The 15,669-nt window shown below is 54.6% G+C and carries 23 protein-coding genes and 1 pseudogene; 16 read left to right on the top strand and 8 right to left on the bottom strand.

The genetic code is table 11. The features are described 5' to 3' along the window. The first annotated feature begins 196 nt into the window (after positions 1-196). From ACJYUO_RS18300 to ACJYUO_RS18225, 16 genes are all read left to right on the top strand, one after another. The gene (locus ACJYUO_RS18300; protein ID WP_494346777.1) at positions 197-427 is read left to right on the top strand and encodes a hypothetical protein; all 231 of its coding nucleotides are present in this window, start codon (positions 197-199) and stop codon (positions 425-427) included. Further along, on the top strand, positions 417-788 hold the full coding sequence (locus ACJYUO_RS18295; protein WP_494346776.1) for a hypothetical protein: 372 nt from the start codon (positions 417-419) through the stop codon (positions 786-788). The genes ACJYUO_RS18300 and ACJYUO_RS18295 overlap by 11 nt, the downstream gene beginning before the upstream one ends. Next, positions 778-1,146, top strand: coding sequence for a hypothetical protein (locus ACJYUO_RS18290; protein ID WP_494346775.1), 369 nt, complete (start codon positions 778-780; stop codon positions 1,144-1,146). Before ACJYUO_RS18295 ends, ACJYUO_RS18290 begins: the two co-directional genes overlap by 11 nt. Beyond that, on the top strand, positions 1,133-1,972 hold the full coding sequence (locus tag ACJYUO_RS18285; protein ID WP_494346774.1) for a DUF5131 family protein: 840 nt from the start codon (positions 1,133-1,135) through the stop codon (positions 1,970-1,972). The genes ACJYUO_RS18290 and ACJYUO_RS18285 overlap by 14 nt, the downstream gene beginning before the upstream one ends. Then, positions 1,969-2,781: a hypothetical protein gene (locus ACJYUO_RS18280; RefSeq protein ID WP_494346773.1), complete on the top strand. Its 813-nt coding sequence runs from the start codon at positions 1,969-1,971 to the stop codon at positions 2,779-2,781. The genes ACJYUO_RS18285 and ACJYUO_RS18280 overlap by 4 nt, the downstream gene beginning before the upstream one ends. Then, on the top strand, positions 2,781-3,311 hold the full coding sequence (locus ACJYUO_RS18275; RefSeq protein ID WP_494346772.1) for an HNH endonuclease: 531 nt from the start codon (positions 2,781-2,783) through the stop codon (positions 3,309-3,311). Before ACJYUO_RS18280 ends, ACJYUO_RS18275 begins: the two co-directional genes overlap by 1 nt. Before the next feature lie 392 nt (positions 3,312-3,703). Further along, positions 3,704-4,987, top strand: a complete 1,284-nt coding sequence (locus ACJYUO_RS18270; protein WP_494346771.1) for a Cdc6/Cdc18 family protein — start codon at positions 3,704-3,706, stop codon at positions 4,985-4,987. A 324-nt stretch (positions 4,988-5,311) separates the two neighbouring features. Continuing rightward, positions 5,312-5,542, top strand: coding sequence for a hypothetical protein (locus tag ACJYUO_RS18265; RefSeq protein ID WP_494346770.1), 231 nt, complete (start codon positions 5,312-5,314; stop codon positions 5,540-5,542). Beyond that, the gene (locus ACJYUO_RS18260; protein ID WP_494346769.1) at positions 5,535-6,125 is read left to right on the top strand and encodes a hypothetical protein; all 591 of its coding nucleotides are present in this window, start codon (positions 5,535-5,537) and stop codon (positions 6,123-6,125) included. The genes ACJYUO_RS18265 and ACJYUO_RS18260 overlap by 8 nt, the downstream gene beginning before the upstream one ends. Further along, a complete protein-coding gene (locus ACJYUO_RS18255; RefSeq protein ID WP_494346768.1) occupies positions 6,122-6,523 on the top strand; it encodes a hypothetical protein in 402 nt (133 codons plus the stop codon). Before ACJYUO_RS18260 ends, ACJYUO_RS18255 begins: the two co-directional genes overlap by 4 nt. Next, positions 6,516-6,911 (top strand): hypothetical protein, encoded by a 396-nt coding sequence (locus ACJYUO_RS18250; RefSeq protein WP_494346767.1) that lies wholly within the window; start codon positions 6,516-6,518, stop codon positions 6,909-6,911. The genes ACJYUO_RS18255 and ACJYUO_RS18250 overlap by 8 nt, the downstream gene beginning before the upstream one ends. Then, the gene (locus ACJYUO_RS18245; RefSeq protein ID WP_494346766.1) at positions 6,908-7,306 is read left to right on the top strand and encodes a hypothetical protein; all 399 of its coding nucleotides are present in this window, start codon (positions 6,908-6,910) and stop codon (positions 7,304-7,306) included. The genes ACJYUO_RS18250 and ACJYUO_RS18245 overlap by 4 nt, the downstream gene beginning before the upstream one ends. Next, complete coding sequence (locus tag ACJYUO_RS18240) at positions 7,303-7,701, top strand: DUF8159 domain-containing protein (protein WP_494346765.1); 399 nt, start codon at positions 7,303-7,305, stop codon at positions 7,699-7,701. The genes ACJYUO_RS18245 and ACJYUO_RS18240 overlap by 4 nt, the downstream gene beginning before the upstream one ends. Then, a complete protein-coding gene (locus tag ACJYUO_RS18235) occupies positions 7,694-7,957 on the top strand; it encodes a hypothetical protein (RefSeq protein ID WP_494346764.1) in 264 nt (87 codons plus the stop codon). The genes ACJYUO_RS18240 and ACJYUO_RS18235 overlap by 8 nt, the downstream gene beginning before the upstream one ends. Beyond that, complete coding sequence (locus ACJYUO_RS18230; RefSeq protein ID WP_494346763.1) at positions 7,957-8,472, top strand: hypothetical protein; 516 nt, start codon at positions 7,957-7,959, stop codon at positions 8,470-8,472. The genes ACJYUO_RS18235 and ACJYUO_RS18230 overlap by 1 nt, the downstream gene beginning before the upstream one ends. A 5-nt stretch (positions 8,473-8,477) precedes the next feature. Then, complete coding sequence (locus ACJYUO_RS18225) at positions 8,478-9,086, top strand: hypothetical protein (protein ID WP_494346762.1); 609 nt, start codon at positions 8,478-8,480, stop codon at positions 9,084-9,086. A gap of 129 nt (positions 9,087-9,215) precedes the next feature. Here ACJYUO_RS18225 and ACJYUO_RS18220 read toward each other — a convergent pair. From ACJYUO_RS18220 to ACJYUO_RS18185, 8 genes and pseudogenes are all read right to left on the bottom strand, one after another. Continuing rightward, a pseudogene (locus tag ACJYUO_RS18220) lies at positions 9,216-9,263 on the bottom strand (hypothetical protein); the annotation flags it as partial. Between the two features lie 269 nt (positions 9,264-9,532). After that, positions 9,533-10,534 (bottom strand): Kiwa anti-phage protein KwaB-like domain-containing protein, encoded by a 1,002-nt coding sequence (locus ACJYUO_RS18215; protein WP_494346761.1) that lies wholly within the window; start codon positions 10,532-10,534, stop codon positions 9,533-9,535. A gap of 5 nt (positions 10,535-10,539) precedes the next feature. Beyond that, a complete protein-coding gene (locus ACJYUO_RS18210) occupies positions 10,540-11,112 on the bottom strand; it encodes a KwaA family protein (RefSeq protein ID WP_494346760.1) in 573 nt (190 codons plus the stop codon). 160 nt (positions 11,113-11,272) lie between these two features. Further along, positions 11,273-11,494 carry a hypothetical protein gene (locus tag ACJYUO_RS18205; RefSeq protein ID WP_494346759.1) on the bottom strand — a complete coding sequence of 74 codons (222 nt, stop codon included), beginning with the start codon at positions 11,492-11,494 and terminating at the stop codon, positions 11,273-11,275. 213 nt (positions 11,495-11,707) lie between these two features. Further along, on the bottom strand, positions 11,708-11,938 hold the full coding sequence (locus ACJYUO_RS18200) for a hypothetical protein (protein ID WP_494346758.1): 231 nt from the start codon (positions 11,936-11,938) through the stop codon (positions 11,708-11,710). 324 nt (positions 11,939-12,262) lie between these two features. After that, a complete protein-coding gene (locus tag ACJYUO_RS18195) occupies positions 12,263-13,030 on the bottom strand; it encodes a DUF6884 domain-containing protein (protein WP_494346757.1) in 768 nt (255 codons plus the stop codon). Positions 13,031-13,032: 2 nt separating this feature from the next. Further along, positions 13,033-13,830: a hypothetical protein gene (locus ACJYUO_RS18190; protein WP_494346756.1), complete on the bottom strand. Its 798-nt coding sequence runs from the start codon at positions 13,828-13,830 to the stop codon at positions 13,033-13,035. A 283-nt stretch (positions 13,831-14,113) separates the two neighbouring features. Further along, positions 14,114-14,713, bottom strand: a complete 600-nt coding sequence (locus tag ACJYUO_RS18185) for a hypothetical protein (RefSeq protein ID WP_494346755.1) — start codon at positions 14,711-14,713, stop codon at positions 14,114-14,116. Positions 14,714-15,669: the final 956 nt, after the last annotated feature.

Here is a 15,669-nt window from a genome sequence, read left to right as displayed (position 1 = left end):
CGACCCGAGGATTGGCCCGAGACGTTCACAGATCCACAACTCGACTGCAACCATGCGTTCACATGGGATTCGGCAGACGGCCACTACCTCTGCATGTACTGTGGTGAGTTTCGAGACGAACCGCCAGAGAGTTCGATCGAAGCTCAACGGAAGAAGAACCAACAGTCACGCGACACGGAAACGGAGCGTGATACCGATGAGTAGTTCCGAGACGACGGTCGCCCCGTGCCCTCGGCACGTTCACTATGCGGGTATCGAAGAGGTGATCGTCACCGACACGTCGATGGACGATCCCGAAGCACTCCGTCTCTCGTGTGGTTGTGAAGTTCGGTTCGTGTTTTTCACTGGAGAGGGACCTTTCGCGGACTGCGGCCACTTCCCTGAAGATGAGGGGCTAATCGAAGAGGCGATGTACGATGCCCAGTGACGAGATTGACCGAACGGATATCTACAACTGGAACAATCCAACCCGAAATCTGGGCCAATATAGCTGGTACAACCCGCTCCTCTGGCTGTTCCTGCTGATCGATCTGCTGGTACTGCTGCGCTGGTATCTGTGGCACAAGCGGCAGTCGTGGACGGCCGACCGCCGGACGATCCACTCGAATATCGTCTATGGTCTCCAACAATGCGACTTCGTGCTCGAGGACGACGATATCAGCGACCATCGGAAAGAATCCGTCCGAGAGACGAGGCAGCATTTAGAGCGGGTCGGAGACGAACTGAATCTCCATTCCGATCACTTGGAGCAGTATACAGACACCGAGGATGATCAAGATGGCGAGTAACACTACTACAGAGTACGATCCGGATGCATCGGATACCGGCGTAACAGCGTGTCCGGGATGCCAGCAGGAGGTTATCGTCTTTCAAAGCGGCGAGATCGCCGAGCGAAGAGACGAACCACCGGAACCGGGGATGATACCGGGGTCCCTGCTTGATATGGCATTCACGCCTCACTACTGCCCTGCTCGAGATGGACAGTACGAGTGCAAAGGCTGTAACGATCGGTTCGACGATGACACCGAAGCTGACCGCTGTTGTACTGGGCCGTACAACGAGTACGGATATATCGAGGTAGCAGGTGCCGACCCGATCGGGGATCAACCAGTAGGAACGGAGGAGAAAATCAATGCAGACGACTAACATCGCGTGGGCAGATTATAGCTGGAACCCTACCCACGGTTGCTCGAAAGTCTCGAGTGGCTGCGGACTCGGTGAAGACGGCGAGGATGTTGGCGCTGGCTGCTACGCTGAGCGGATCTCCCGACAGTACGGACACACCGAGGAAGAGTGGACAACCGAGCACGCCGAGGCAAACGTCTCGATGCATCCGGAGAAACTCGAGGAGCCATACACCCTCAGTGATCCGAGTCGGATCTTCGTCAACTCGATGTCCGACCTGTTCCACTCCCAGATCACCGACGAGTTCATCCGGGATGTGTTCGCCATTATGCGGAACTGTCCCCACCACATCTTCCAGATTCTCACGAAGCGTCCGGGACGGGCTGCTCACATGACCCTCGAGTGGCCCGAAAACGTCTGGATGGGGACCTCGATCGAAGACAATCAAGTAACGGAGCGGATCGATCTTCTCCGTGACTGTGACGCCCAGACGCTCTTTCTGAGTTTCGAGCCGTTGGTCGGCCCCGTCGGAGAGATCGATCTCACGGGGTACGAGTGGGCAATCGTCGGTGGGGAGTCTGGACCCGGCTATCGGGATATGGAACACGAGTGGGCACGAGAGATTTACCACCAGTGTCTCGAGCAAGAGGTGGACTTTTTCTTCAAGCAGTCCAGCGGTCCGCGACCGGAGATGGGAACGCGTCTCTCTGTGGAAAACGAAGAGACTGGCCTCTACGAACAGCGCCGAATTCGAGAGATCCCCGATCTCCCCGCTGTGACAAAGCGCGCTCGCGACGCGCTTGAGCGAGAGCACAACCGGGACCGAGATAACGGGGTGTCGGCATGACCCTCGAGTTCGAGGACGAACTCTACGACATGACCGAGACAGCAGAGGAACAACTGCTGTCCGACGATCTCCCCTATCAACTCGAGGGCGACGTGATCTTCGACGAGGTGCCCTACGCTGCCTTCCAGACGGATCTCGTCACGGCTCGCTTCGATCCGTGGGACTGTGCGCGACGACAGCGGGCACTCGGCCATCTCACACCGCTGCCCGACGAGCGGAAGTACCGTCGGTCCTACCGAACACTGCAGACGCTCGAGCCGATCTCGAAGTACCGCTGGGTCCACGAGGATACCACGTACTCGTCCGAGTCGACCTGTCGCGAGGTCTGGGATTGGCTCGTCGAACACAACTATCTCGAGGCGGTTCGCGAGGAATCGCTGGGCCAACAAGCCCAACTCCCGATCGACACCCCGGCTGATCCGGATCTCACTGGCCGGTCGAATATCGCGGCCGTAACAGTCCGATATCCAGACATCCTTTCGATTCACGCCTTCGAGCTCAAGCAGCGAGATTGGGAACAGGCACTTCGACAGGCGATTCGGTCGGACAGTTACGCGGATACGCGCTGGGTCGTCATGGACGCCGGCGCGATCGATGACGCCCTCGAGCACACAAAACAGTTCCATGACTCGGGCGTCGGGCTCATCTCTCTCGATCGGGACGACCTCGAGATCCACGTCTGGGCAGATACCGTCTACCCGGCGTCGTCGACGACACGCCAACTGATCAACGAGCGGGCGATCGCGAAGCTTCCCGACGCTGTTCGCGAGGAGATCGACAAAAAGATCGCTGACTTGGAGGAAAAGTGATGTCGGGGAATCACAATCGACAGCAGAAATTAAACAAGACGATGGATACGCTCTTCCCGCAGACACAACCTGATCTCTGCCGGGTCTGTGACGAACCCGTCGTCGACGGCCGCTGGAACTACTGTTCGGAGCGTTGCCGGAAGATCGCCAACGCAGTCCAGCAGATGTTCCTCTGGGATCCCGTCCGGAAGAAAATCCTCGAGCGAGACGATTACACCTGCCAAAACTGTGGACTCACGAAAGCAATGCAGGAACGGGCGTACTGGCAGACTCGAGAACTCGTCGACGAACAGAGCGACGAGAGCGACGATGACTGGATCGATCTCTGGGAACAGTACGGTGATCTCGACCACCGAGTGATGGAGGTTGATCACATCGAACGGATCGCAGACGGCGGCCACCCACTCGATGAGTCGAACCTCCAGACACTGTGTGCGGACTGCCACGAAGCAAAGACGATCGACGAGAACAGCAAGATGACTCGAGACACTGCACCGGACGTGACGCTCCAAGATTACATAGAACAGTAACACGTTCGGACGACACAGACACACCCCTCGTTTTCAGTGAAAGGCAGAACGTGTGCGAAAGCAATCTCAACTCCAAAGAGGAGCACATATAAAGACATGGCGGTGAGAAAGACAGTTTCACTCTACTACTAGCTAGAGCACTTCACTACCTACTACTACACTACTACTTTACCTATACCATAAATAATATAATAATGCGATCAAGGGATCCGGCCTCGAGTCGAACTGCAGGTTCATCCTTTCGGAGCCTTTCACTGAAAATCAGGGGTGGGTGTGTCTGCTCACTCTTTCTGATGGCGTCCCTCAAAAATCCTTCAAACACCCAATTTCCCATCTTTCACTGAAAATGAGGTGCGGTGGATTTATTATGGTTGTCTGTAATGAGATAGCCAATGGGTAACGATCCAATCCCGACTCCCTCAGTCGAGGATCTTCAGGATGACCCGATGGCAGACGAAGCGACGTCTATTTTTCGCCGTCGTGAGCTCCTCCGTCCACAGCACGTCCCGCAGAAAGACCGGATTGTCGGGCGAGATCGCGAGATCGAAACCGTCGAAGCACTCCTGAAACCAGCGGCCTTCGGTGACCCTCCGGAGAGTGGCTTCCTATTCGGGAAGACGGGGACCGGAAAGTCACTCGTCGCGAAACACGTCACTGGTCGTGCTCGAGGTATCGCTCAAATGCAAGGAACCAATCTGACGGCGGCCTATGTCGACTGTGACCAGTATAATACAGAGACACGGGCGGCCCGAACGATGGCGTTTGAGGTTCGTGATGCGATCGATCCTGATCGCTACATTCCAAAAGAGGGCGTCGGGGCCAGTCGCTATTATGATGCTCTTTGGGATTCCGAAGGCCTCCTCCATGAGAGCGATTCACTGATCGTCATCCTCGATGAGATCGACAAACTCGGCGACGATACCGCAGAAATCCTCTCGAAACTCTCTCGGTCGGAAGAAGCAGGAAAAACAGGCTGTTACATCTCCGTGGTCGCGATTAGCAACAAGACGGATTACTCCGATGCGCCCGACGAGCGCGTCGCCTCGAGCTTCCAGGACGATCCGATCATCTTCCCGCCCTACGACGCAAACCAGTTGCAGGCGATCCTCGAACGGCGGAGTGACGCATTTAAAGAGGACGTGCTCGAGGGGGGCGTGATCCAATTAGCCTCTGCGCTTGCTGCCCGCGATCACGGTGACGCCCGCCGCGCGCTCGATATTCTTCGCTCTGCAGGCAAACTCGCAGAGAAAGATGACAGCGACCGAGTGACCGAAGAGCATGTCCGACAGGCCGACGAATACAGTGATCTCAACCGATCAATTCAGGTCATCAAAAACGGTACGCCGCACTCTCGATACGCGCTGTATGCACTTGCGTATCTCACCAAATCCAAACTCAAGGATTCTTTCTCGACGGGAGAACTGTACGATGCCTACTGTATCGTCGCCAAAGTAACAGCCGGTGAATCGCTCACTCACCAGCGAGTGCTGGATTTAATGAAAAAGTGGACGCTCCCAGAGATAACGGAAAGCCGGCATACGGGCGGCGGCAAGGGTGAGGGAAGCTACCGGACGCACCGTCTATTGCACGATCCTGATGTAGTCATGACCGCCTGTCTCGAGTCGTCGGAGGCCCAACGGGACGTGTTGGATGCACTTTCGGAATCTTCTGTATAGTTGCCTTGCGGTTCACTGAAAACGAGGGGTGTCCCTCTCGTATTGACTGCTCTTTCACTGAAAATCAGGGGTGTCCAGTGTATTGTTTTCACTGAAAACGAGGGGTGTCCCCCTGAGTATCGGAACCGATCGGATCCGTTATATTCGACCGATAGTAGCTGTCTCGCGCCACCTTGGCGACCCGTAGATTTATAGTCAAATCGTGTGACTGTCTTGATAGACGGTCGCAAACCGTCGCTGAACGATGCGAAACTGCACACACCCCTTCGATAGCAGAGCCGGACAGAGTCACAACTACCGACCGGTCTCCGAGGTGCGATCGGCATGACGACCACCAACGCGATCACGCTGTTCGACCACGAGAGTGGTCGCCGATCGATGAAGCTCGGTCGCTACGATGCCACTTCCTCAGACGAAATCGAGATCGTCGAACTCGAGCACCCGGTTCCAAAAGCAACCATGCTGGCGAACTGGGACCTATCGGACTTTCCCGAGCGCGTCCTCGAGTTCTTCAATCTCAACGGCAACGGGAGCGGCGGTGAGACCGATGAGTGAGTCCGAATCATCGTCCGTTGCAGATCCGGACGAGATCAAGAAAAACTGGCCGGGTGCCATCCGAAAAATCTGGGTCGATGAAATGCCCGATGACGATGCGTTCCAGGTAGTCGGCGATCAGGACGATCCCCACTACCACGGCCCCTATACCGAAGCCGAACGCCGGCAACTCGAGACACACGGCAAGTCGGCTCGGAAGGTAGACGATTCGGAATACGAGACCGTGCTTCGCGTGATCTACGTTCGAAGCGAGCTCGCAGAGAGTATCGAAGACGAGATTCAGGTCTTCGTCTCGGTCTTCGACGATGGTCGGAAGAAAGACCGTCTTCACTTCGCCCGTGGCGTCAGCGTCGACGACGTCCTCGAGCGCGAAGCTGACTCAGATCGTATCACGACGCCGATCACCAGAGCACGCGAACGGGACGGTGTCGAACTAACCCATATCGGAAGCTTCGCAGAGTATCGCGAGACTGCCGATCAGTACGAATTCGACTTTACCGGCGGAACGACGATTCCGAACGAACTGATGGAAGCGCTGAGTCCGCATACCCTCTCCGAAATCAAGGAGCGTGCGTCGGCATGACCAAAGCCGAACCGAAACAGGCTGCACTCCCCGGCCTTGATCCTGGTGAACCCGAGGCGTGGCTTCTCACGGTCACCGATGCTGGACTCGAGTACACGGTCCTGATCGAAGCGATGACGTGGCGAGACGCCCGTGAGACCTTCAAAACGGAGTTCGATATGTTCGAACTGGGCGTCGAAGACGACGAATTCGAACGGGACCATGTGACGGTCTTCGCACCGTCGGAGGACGATGCCGAGGCGATCGCGCTCTCACGTGAACGGGAGTACATGCGTGTGTACGATTGCTCACCGCTCGGCAACACTGCAGATGTTGAATCGGTCGATCGTGCAGCCGAGGTCGACGGCTGGCACGAGCGTCGTGCAAAGCGAGATGCCGAGGTGATCACCAGTGAGTGAAACCGATGCAGAGGAGCAACTCGGCACGCCTGGACTCGGAACGCCGGATACGATCAACGCAGTCGTGATCGTCGATCGGGAGACCGGTGCAGCGTTCGAGCACCGAGGCCCGTACTCGTTCCGTCGCGAGGGCGGTGAGTGGGAAACGGATATCTCGGTCGGTCTCGAGGAACGCGGCGGAATCGAACCTGCGACAGCCGAGTCACTCACTGACAGTGTCGGCGATATCGCGCTCGCGTACGTCGATACGCGGGTCGAAGGCTCCGGCGTGATCGAGGCCGCCGACGTATTCGATGGCACACTCACGATTCGCGTCGACGATCCGGCCCATGCAAGTCCCAGTGATGTCGATGCCAATGTCGATCTCTCGGAGGTCGATTCCGAATGAGTACCAACGAACAGACTCGACAGAGTTTGACGTTCCCGAGTGACGCCCTCGAGACGGCGCTTGACCAACTGCCGGTGGGTACGATCTCCGAGGATCAAGAGGCGTACGCCCGCGACTGCTGTTCGATTCTCGACACCCACCAGTACGCCTCTGGCCGATCTCCATCGGGGCTTGCAGCAGCCTCGATCTATCTCGCAGCGCTCATCGAGCAGGAGTCGGGCTACTACAGCGGCAACGGCACGGAACCGCTCTCCCAAGACGAGGTCGCCGAGTACTGCGGTGTCTCGCCGATCACGATCCGAAGCCACTACCGGAAGATCCTCGAGATCAAAGACGACTTCGAGGAAACCGATACCGAAACGCAGGATCAAACGACGGTCGGTGATCTGCTGTGAGCACCGGTTACTCGCGTCCGAACGCCCGGGCGGGGACGACGCCCGCCCACACACCTGCGTACGCCGACCTTCGAAATCGGCTTGAGGCAAACCGACTCTCGATCGCCGATCTCGATGAGGTGGCAGCAGATCCCTATATCCGGATCGAGGACTCGGCAGCGCCGCGTGCCGTTACGCTTCTCACAACCGCAATCGTACTTCGGTCGTTCCCCGAACTCCTCTCAGATACCGGGCAGATCCAGATCACCAGCGGTGGCAATCGCGTCGGCTACGCGTACGTCTCGCTGGACTGGATCCGAGCCTGCCGAGAGGGCGAGATCACGACCGACGAGTACGCACGTTGTGTCCTCGAGACGTGGCAATCCAGCGACCGTCGCGGTGATCCCGATGGGTGACGATCGTCGCGACGATCCGTTTCGGAATCCCGCCTACGGGCCGTCGACGCCGCCTGCGCCACTCGAGGCCGAACGGATTGACTATCGAGTGACCTACGAGGAACAGTGTGCGAAAAATCGAGCACACTACCACTTCCAGACGCAGGCTCAAAACACGCCACTTGCGAAACTGCTCGCTGGGTATCCGATCGAAGAATCTTGTCCGGTGTGCGAGGGGCACGTGATCGGGATGCCGAATCGGACGGTGATCGAGTGATGTACGATCGTGATACCTGGTACGAGTACTCGGTCGAACTCGACGTCGATCCCGAGACTGCCCGCTCGGCCGGCAAATATCAGGTCATCGCGAAAGCCGAGGAGATACTCGAAGACGAGCTCGGCGACGCCGCAGCGTGGTTCGAGGTCGCCGCGACTGACGACAACCGAGTCACGTTTGAACTCCGGATCGGGACCGCTCACACCCACGATGTTGGCGAAGCCGATACTCGAGAGACAGCCGACGAGTGGGCGTCGGAGATGTTCGACCGCGTCGACGCGCCGGTCGCGATCGACGACCTCGAGTATCGCGGCGTGACCGTCCCGACCGACGAGGGCGACGTATCGATCGACGAGCATCGCTCGACTGACGAGAACGCCGACACTGACGACAGTGACGCGGCGACGATCGGCACCGATAGCCCAACCGATGGCTCCGAGGGATCGGCGGCCGCCGAGCCGGCTGACCAAGAGCGCGACGAGGCAGTCACGCTCGAGCACGCGATGGGTGGCTAACCGTGGTGATCCGATCGTTTTTCCGAAAGGTTGCCGCACTGCTGCTGGTCGTCGTGCTCATTATCGAGCGTTGTATGCGGACGCTGCTGTCCCGGGTACGGCCGAAGCTGTTGTCCCGGAACCGACCGAAAGAGCCAGTTACGGAGTTCGAAGTCCCAGCACCCGAGGCGGTGACTGTCGAGTGGGTAACTGTCGACCCTGACACTGACCCGGAGAAGCTAACAGTCGCCGACGTGCTTGAGCAGTCCACATCGGAGCCGGTCGACGCGAGCCGACCACTTCCGACGATCGAGATTCACCGACCGACAGGCGATCGCGGGGCCGTCGACGTTCGCGAGCACTTGGATGGAACACACTGTCTCTTCTGTGGCGTGCCTGTTGGTGACGACGAGGAGTTCGTCGAGACGGACAAGTTCGGTACGCTGGTTACGAGATCGATTTGTAAGGGCCATTCGGAGCATTCGGACAGTTGGCACCGAGCGCGGACGCACAATCCCGAGGCAATGGGCTACTGTCCGTCGTGTGGCGACGTGACCCGGCAAGACAGGTACCGCAAGGAGTGTGCGACGTGTGCCTCGGTCGATCTCGAGATGCCGAGCGAGCGCCGTCTGTGACGGTCGATTTGTACGTGATGTGAGAGGGGGACCGAAATCAATCTCGGTGATCTTTCGGCGCTGCTTAAGCGTAAGCTCGTCGCGTTCGAGGACCTGGTGGGCTGCCTGGACAAACTTCGGTACGTCGGCGGAGGCACCCACCACTACTTTCGTCTTGTTACAATCGCAGAAGCCGATTGCGCGTCCGATCGCATCTCGTCGGTATGATAGTCACCGTCGGTTCTGATCTGCGTACTCGTACACACGACCCCCGAAATCCTAGTTTTTTGGCTCACTGGATGCCCATCTTGGGCCAAAGTGGACATAACGTATCGCTTACCTAGAGAAGAACATAGCCTTGAGTGATCGAGTGACCCGAGATCTGCACACAAGATTTTGCGTTTCGTGTGCATATTCGAGGAACAGTATTTGTCGATGTGAGGCCCCAGGGTGGTCTTCGGAAAGTACTAGATTGGCCGCTTGGCTTGTGCTTGGTATCTACTATCCGTCAATTCAGAATATAGATGATCGTCATTCAACAGCCTGATAATATCCCGCTTGTCACTTCGACTCTCCATCACAAGCCCCCATTCACCCGACCGTTCCTCTAAATCCACATCGAGATTGAACTCGTCAATGACTTTCTGGACTGTACCTCTATTCAATTGGTGATACAACTCTCTTTCCTCGACAGTGACCATTTTTCTCAAGGCTGAACGATCACTTAGGACTGCCTCCTGGAACAAGTCAGAAGTGTGGATCGTAAATTCGCTTTCTTCAATCGCTTCGAATACAGCTTCAGCACTATTCTTATAGGCTGTGAAGTAGTCAAACATGTCTTCAAATTTCCTCTGATTTATGACAAACATAAGGCCATCATATACGAATGCGTCGACTTTCTCTGGCAGAGCTACAAGATCATCCTTGAATATGTCGTATTCGCTATTCTTGTGGGTCAATTTCACCTTCCAAGAACTGCCGACGATTTGTCGAGTAGAAAATTTTCGAAAAGCAACGAACATCTCGTCTGCTAATCGACTGCGAATGCGTAGCGCTTGGATTTCTGGGGATTCAAAACCGTCATATGAGGTTTCCTCAAATCCAGATTTTCGCGTGAATGGTTCAAATATACTGTAATTCGGTATTTCCTCAACAGGGAGGTATTGAATTGGAACAACTTCATCCTCAATATTTCCCGCCTGATATTCACTAAGCGGTTTATCACTGTTCCTTATTACGTCTCTGACAACCTTAAATAATTCCTCAACATAGAGGGCGTTTAATTCTGTATGTATGTCTTTGTGAAAAGGAACTTTCCCTATATCCAAATATTCTCCGTCTCTATCAGAGTCCTCCCCAGGAACTTTTTCCGCAGCTAAGAAAAAATCTTGAATGCGATCTTCGGGGTCCCCATTAGCAAAATCATAGGCATCATTTAGGATTTCCTTGGCTTTGTCAGCCGATACCATTGGTACTAGACTGTTAGGTAAACGCCATTACTTAATTCTACTGTCTTAACGGGTTGGCAGGAGGGGTCCAAGTCCTCTTTTGTGACAATAGTCAATATTTCATCACCAGTATCGATTTCATATATGTCGTAGTTGAAAATCGCAAGAACGGGGTTCACATATAGGTGGTTTGACCGGACGTGAATAATTCCGATGACCAAGAAAAACACAGTGAATGCTAACCAATTAGTGACTTGCGTGTAATCAAGCACGACAAATGGGAAAACATACACTAAAATATAATTAGTAACCAAATCGTTCCGACTTCTACACGTGTCTATATTCGCAAACCGTTCTCCTCCTTTTGATTGGCGTAACCTTAGTACAAGATATAAGAACGATCCAGATATAGTTATAAGCAATAGCCAAAATATAGACACATATGGGACTTCTTGGCCAACTAACGGAGACAGTATAGCTATGCCGAGATCGGGAAAATTAAATATAATATTCCTATGTTTAATCGACAATATAAAGTACAGGGGGATGTAGGAGCTCAAGAAGAGGAGCCACTTGACACCACTCCTGAGTTCCGCCATGTCTGTGAGTTGTATCTTCTGTGACTAAACATTTGGCCATTAGCTAAGAACGGCCTGAGTGGATATTAGAGTGCATTTTAAGGAATACACGCCTTTCTTCCCAGATATACTGTGACGGTGTAAGGACGATGCAGTTGAGTTCTAATCTCGGTCCTAGCCACTACTCGAGCTGGCGGATCGCATCGGAGACCGTGAGGCCATGTTGATTTGCTATTTCGGTTGCGAGATCAAGCGCCTCATCTTCTCTTGCAGCTCCTTCATACTCGTGAGTGAGTAGAGAGATAGCATAGACGATCAACAGGTCTTCTTGTGGGTGATGCATGTCACTCACGTCTGGTTTCGGCTTTATTGATAAACCCTCGTAGGTGTATCTGTTAATCACCGTTATCAAGGTCTTAGTATCCGTTACCAGTAGATCTACTCGCGCATAAGGTCTGTATCGGCCAGACAGTCTTTTCGCTATAGTAGCTCTTGAAACGATTTACACACCGATCGCAACGCTATCCTGCGATCGGGTGTGCATTGACTTTCAAGAGCTACTATAGTGCGGTGCGCAGAGCGCGCGCTACGCAATTGTCCTTCCCCCTTAGGGACATCAAGGAGGGTACTGTTCGGTGTATTTGTCAAGAACTGACCAGAGGTGTTTGTCGTTATATATGTGGTGAGTGTCTTCAGCTAATACTACGCCAGTAGTCGTATTCGTTACTTCTATCGTCCAATCCATCTGTGTATCTCGTTCTAACACTTTCTCTGCAAAGAGGAGGAACCCATCCTCATGCACCAAGGCGATCGAATCACCATCGTCAAAATCCAGGTTCCAGGACATGTAACGAGATATATGTTCGAGTACTGAATTGTTTTCCACTATACCTTCATTTCATCTGGTTCGAGTGGAACGAGGTTTCAACTGGAACTCAGCGGAGGTGGAGGTGGGGCGCTGTAATTTTTTGGCGCAGTCCCCTTGGGGACACCCGTGGGCGTTGCAGTGCGGTCGCGGTGCCGACCCCGCCCCGATAGCCCGAGACGTTTTGTCCGAACTGACCTGATTCTCGCCCCATCCCCTTCACGTTATCGTCTTTTCATCAGCCCGAACTGCTCTCAGTGGTGCTCCTTGAATATCATTGTAACAGCCTCGTTTGAAACTGATAGTTCATCGAACCACCTTGTTCCAGTCGACCTCGTAGTCCCCGTGGACAGCATCCTGCAACACGGCCAGTCGATCGAACCATTCCTTGTCCTCGCCGTCGGGCGTCGTCGGCAGCGTGTACACACTCCGCGGGACGCCCATCTGCTCGAGCAACACGTCGAAATCCACGTCGTCCTCGTCGGCGTCGGCCACGGGATCGGCCAGCCAGTCGGGAACAGCCGGCGAAACGATCTCCTCGATCTGACCCGGGTGGTAGACATTTTCGGGCCAATTGTTTTCGTCGTTACACCAGGACATCCCTTCGCCGACGCCACCAACGTCGTCACAGGTCTGCCACGGCGTCAGAATATCGGCGTCGACCGATTCAAAATGCGCCTCGAGCGGGTTGACGTAGTCTTCGCCTGCGATAATCACCACGGCATCGTAGCCCTCGCGATCGACGATTCGCTGCAGATCCCCGGCCACGTCGTCGGCCCACTTCCGAACCGCTTCGTCACCCATCTTCGAGAGTGTCTGATCGTAGTATGGAAGGTCCTCATCGTGGTGAACGAGTCCAAACTTCGCCGACGCGATAGAGTAGCCATGTGAGTGGCGTCCGTAGCGGTCCTTACAGGTGTGGACACTCGAGTTGTATAGCTCTCGTGCTGGTACGGTCTCGCCGTCGTCAAGATCCTGCTTGCTCTGGCCGCAGGAAACGACCGAGAGGACCTTCGGGTCCGGTTCTGAAAGATCGGCCGTCTCACCCTCGAGTGTGGTCTGTTCGGTTGCCATCGTCACACCGCCGCGTCGATCTCGTCGGCAACGAACCCGACGAGCTCGTCTCCTTGGACGACCCAGCGCATCGGGACCGACTCGCCGCGCTCGAGGATCTCACTGACGCCGAGGCCGACAGTGATCTCGCCGGCGGCGATCCGCGGCTGGCTGTTCGAGGGACCGGCGAAGACGACCGACCGACTCGTCGGGCTCTTCTCATCGACTCGGGAGAGCACGACCACAGTTCGCCCGTCGAAACAGGCAAACGAGGGCTCGACAAGTGTCGATCCGCCGCGTTCGATGCCGATCTTCCGGACTCCCTCCATCGGGAGCATGGAAATCGTGTTCTGTGTCTCCTCGCCGGCGCGTTGGATCGTCGATTGATACGGCTCGCTCTGTGCAAGGGCGAAAAGATCGAGGTTGACAGGAGACTCCCACCCTTCGATCGGCGCAGTGACCGTTCTGGTTCCGGTTGCCTCGTCGATCGTGACCGATCCGTCGTCCCATGCAGCGGCACAATCGACGAGCCGCCATGCGCGGGCCATAAACGTCGGGAACTCGAGTTGGACCTGCCCCGTCGAGGCAAAGACAAGTGGAGATGTGGTTGCTGACCCGCCGCCGACACCAGGACCGAAGCGAACCGTGAGTTCGGGCGTCTCTCCACCACACCCGATTCGGAACTGTGTCTTTTGGTGTTGATCCTCGAGATCGTGGAACGCAGTCTTATCGACAACTGCTTTCGGAAGTGTCGTTCGGACACGCCCGTTCGTCTGTTCAGATATTATCGTGCTCATCGCTTGCTGTAGTGCTATTGCCATCGTTCGTGGTCACCGATTTGCTTTCGCGAGTATGGCTACACTTGCCCACCCTAAAAATATTACTATCACTAACGCATTTCTAGGGTAGTAGATAGAGATTATACTGTCTGAATACGATGTATCAATTAGACGAACAGAGGTGGCAGAGAAAATTAGCATGGCATTCTTTTCTCTCTATTGGGGTCGTATACTTGTTCACTATCGTCTGTCTAACCTGAACAGACAAGTTTAGCAGTGATGCGAGAACGGAAGAGAGACCCTCGTTCGACAGTGAACTGAGGGTTTAGAAGCCCCAGCGAAGGCCAGACATGGTGGCGACGATGGCGACCATAAGGAGGAGTTCGACCAGACTCAGCATGCCGTACTTCTTATTTAAGGAGGAGAGTCGCTCGTGATCGGTCTCTTCGGCAGCAATTTCGTCAAACATACCGGCTGTGAATTTGTGGAGTGGACCAAACCCAAGGATGAGCAGCGCGACAGCGAGGACAAGTGCCGCCCACAAGGACGGTGTCGGGGATGACAAGAGCCCCATCATGCTGGCAAGGCCAATTCCAGAACCAATAACGCCGATCGAGACTGGTTCCATGAGAAGGTTCATCTTCGGGACGAACCCTTCGGCGAACTCGGCATTTGCTTCCTCAGAGAGACTCCCCATTACAGGGCCGAGGACGACCGCGCCGAGCACCGCAGTACCGAACCAGAATGCACCAAGAAAGAGGTGAACGGTAAACATAACTCGGACATCAGCGGATAAATAGCCCAAAACGGGGAGTACCAGAGGAATAGTGACGGCACCGACCGCAAACGGTCGAGTAGCGGCATCAGCCATTAAGCGGTACCGTTCGCGTCGATTTGCTGGTCTTTGTGCCCCGGTCAGTGACATACAGTATCACTCCCCATGACGGGACAATCACAATTATCGCACAAAAAGTGGTTGGATTGACAGAGAGTTGAGAAGGTGTTACCAAAAGAGAGGCATCTCCCCAGCGTTTCTAAGCTGACAGGGATGAGCGACCTTGACCGCGATCGTACGTTAGAAAATCGATCAACAGAACGGTCGTACGGTATTTCGATTGAACTACCTTACAAGAGGCGAAACTCTGAACTGCCACATGTACACCCGCCTCGCGTTCCAATCGGCATCATGGTCCCATCTTCCGATTGGAACACTGCAACTGTCTTCCCACAGTGTTCGCAGACGCCGGCTGCTTTCTGCTGTGTCGTCCCCATAGTAGGTGTGAGCAGAGTGAAGCATATAAGTAAAATCGGAGTTCAGGTAAGGCACTGGTCCTATTGTTACCGTTGTAGTATCCGGGTCTGTTATAGTAGCCACTGAAAGTCAGTGCACACCTGACCGCATGACTACGTCGAGGTCAGTGTGTAAATCGTTTCAGTGGCTACTATAGTAATCATTCGGGTTTCAAAACTATTACAGTTTTCAGATACAACGCTCGCGGTAACTACGTCTGCGAATTGAACAGCCGTACTTCAGAAAACATTTACAGGTAGTTTTCAATGAAAAGCCATGAGACGGCGAACAGTTCTTGGAGCAATCACGGCAACTATGGCTACAGTTTCTGGATGTATAACTCGTGTATCCTCTGAAAGAAAGAAGACTTTCACTGTAGAGAGTGGACTGAGTGAGACGGTATATATAACAATATCTATAAAAAGACCTAGATTTCTCCGGGGTGAAACTACTGTTGAAGAAACGGCTCTGGTGAATCGCTGTACGGCGTCGGCTTCAACCGTCAGAACTAGAAAGATGAAGCGGGAAACCGTCGATGTCCATGTCGAAAATTTCCCGCTTCACGAGCAAAGTCGTTCAGTTAGCTAAAA

This window comes from Natrinema sp. CRL1 (assembly GCF_059162405.1).
This window is presented reverse-complemented; position numbering and strand designations above follow the sequence as displayed.

Bases quoted from the DNA above. Each gene is read 5' to 3' on its own strand.
- ACJYUO_RS18300 (WP_494346777.1), top strand. From the start codon at position 197: ATGAGTAGTTCCGAGACGACGGTCGCCCCGTGCCCTCGGCACGTTCAC.
- ACJYUO_RS18295 (WP_494346776.1), top strand. From the start codon at position 417: ATGCCCAGTGACGAGATTGACCGAACGGATATCTACAACTGGAACAAT.
- ACJYUO_RS18290 (WP_494346775.1), top strand. From the start codon at position 778: ATGGCGAGTAACACTACTACAGAGTACGATCCGGATGCATCGGATACC.
- ACJYUO_RS18285 (WP_494346774.1), top strand. From the start codon at position 1,133: ATGCAGACGACTAACATCGCGTGGGCAGATTATAGCTGGAACCCTACC.
- ACJYUO_RS18280 (WP_494346773.1), top strand. From the start codon at position 1,969: ATGACCCTCGAGTTCGAGGACGAACTCTACGACATGACCGAGACAGCA.
- ACJYUO_RS18275 (WP_494346772.1), top strand. From the start codon at position 2,781: ATGTCGGGGAATCACAATCGACAGCAGAAATTAAACAAGACGATGGAT.
- ACJYUO_RS18270 (WP_494346771.1), top strand. From the start codon at position 3,704: ATGGGTAACGATCCAATCCCGACTCCCTCAGTCGAGGATCTTCAGGAT.
- ACJYUO_RS18265 (WP_494346770.1), top strand. From the start codon at position 5,312: ATGACGACCACCAACGCGATCACGCTGTTCGACCACGAGAGTGGTCGC.
- ACJYUO_RS18260 (WP_494346769.1), top strand. From the start codon at position 5,535: ATGAGTGAGTCCGAATCATCGTCCGTTGCAGATCCGGACGAGATCAAG.
- ACJYUO_RS18255 (WP_494346768.1), top strand. From the start codon at position 6,122: ATGACCAAAGCCGAACCGAAACAGGCTGCACTCCCCGGCCTTGATCCT.
- ACJYUO_RS18245 (WP_494346766.1), top strand. From the start codon at position 6,908: ATGAGTACCAACGAACAGACTCGACAGAGTTTGACGTTCCCGAGTGAC.
- ACJYUO_RS18235 (WP_494346764.1), top strand. From the start codon at position 7,694: ATGGGTGACGATCGTCGCGACGATCCGTTTCGGAATCCCGCCTACGGG.
- ACJYUO_RS18230 (WP_494346763.1), top strand. From the start codon at position 7,957: ATGTACGATCGTGATACCTGGTACGAGTACTCGGTCGAACTCGACGTC.
- ACJYUO_RS18215 (WP_494346761.1), bottom strand. From the start codon at position 10,534: ATGGTATCGGCTGACAAAGCCAAGGAAATCCTAAATGATGCCTATGAT.
- ACJYUO_RS18210 (WP_494346760.1), bottom strand. From the start codon at position 11,112: ATGGCGGAACTCAGGAGTGGTGTCAAGTGGCTCCTCTTCTTGAGCTCC.
- ACJYUO_RS18200 (WP_494346758.1), bottom strand. From the start codon at position 11,938: ATGTCCTGGAACCTGGATTTTGACGATGGTGATTCGATCGCCTTGGTG.
- ACJYUO_RS18195 (WP_494346757.1), bottom strand. From the start codon at position 13,030: ATGGCAACCGAACAGACCACACTCGAGGGTGAGACGGCCGATCTTTCA.
- ACJYUO_RS18190 (WP_494346756.1), bottom strand. From the start codon at position 13,830: ATGGCAATAGCACTACAGCAAGCGATGAGCACGATAATATCTGAACAG.
- ACJYUO_RS18185 (WP_494346755.1), bottom strand. From the start codon at position 14,713: ATGTCACTGACCGGGGCACAAAGACCAGCAAATCGACGCGAACGGTAC.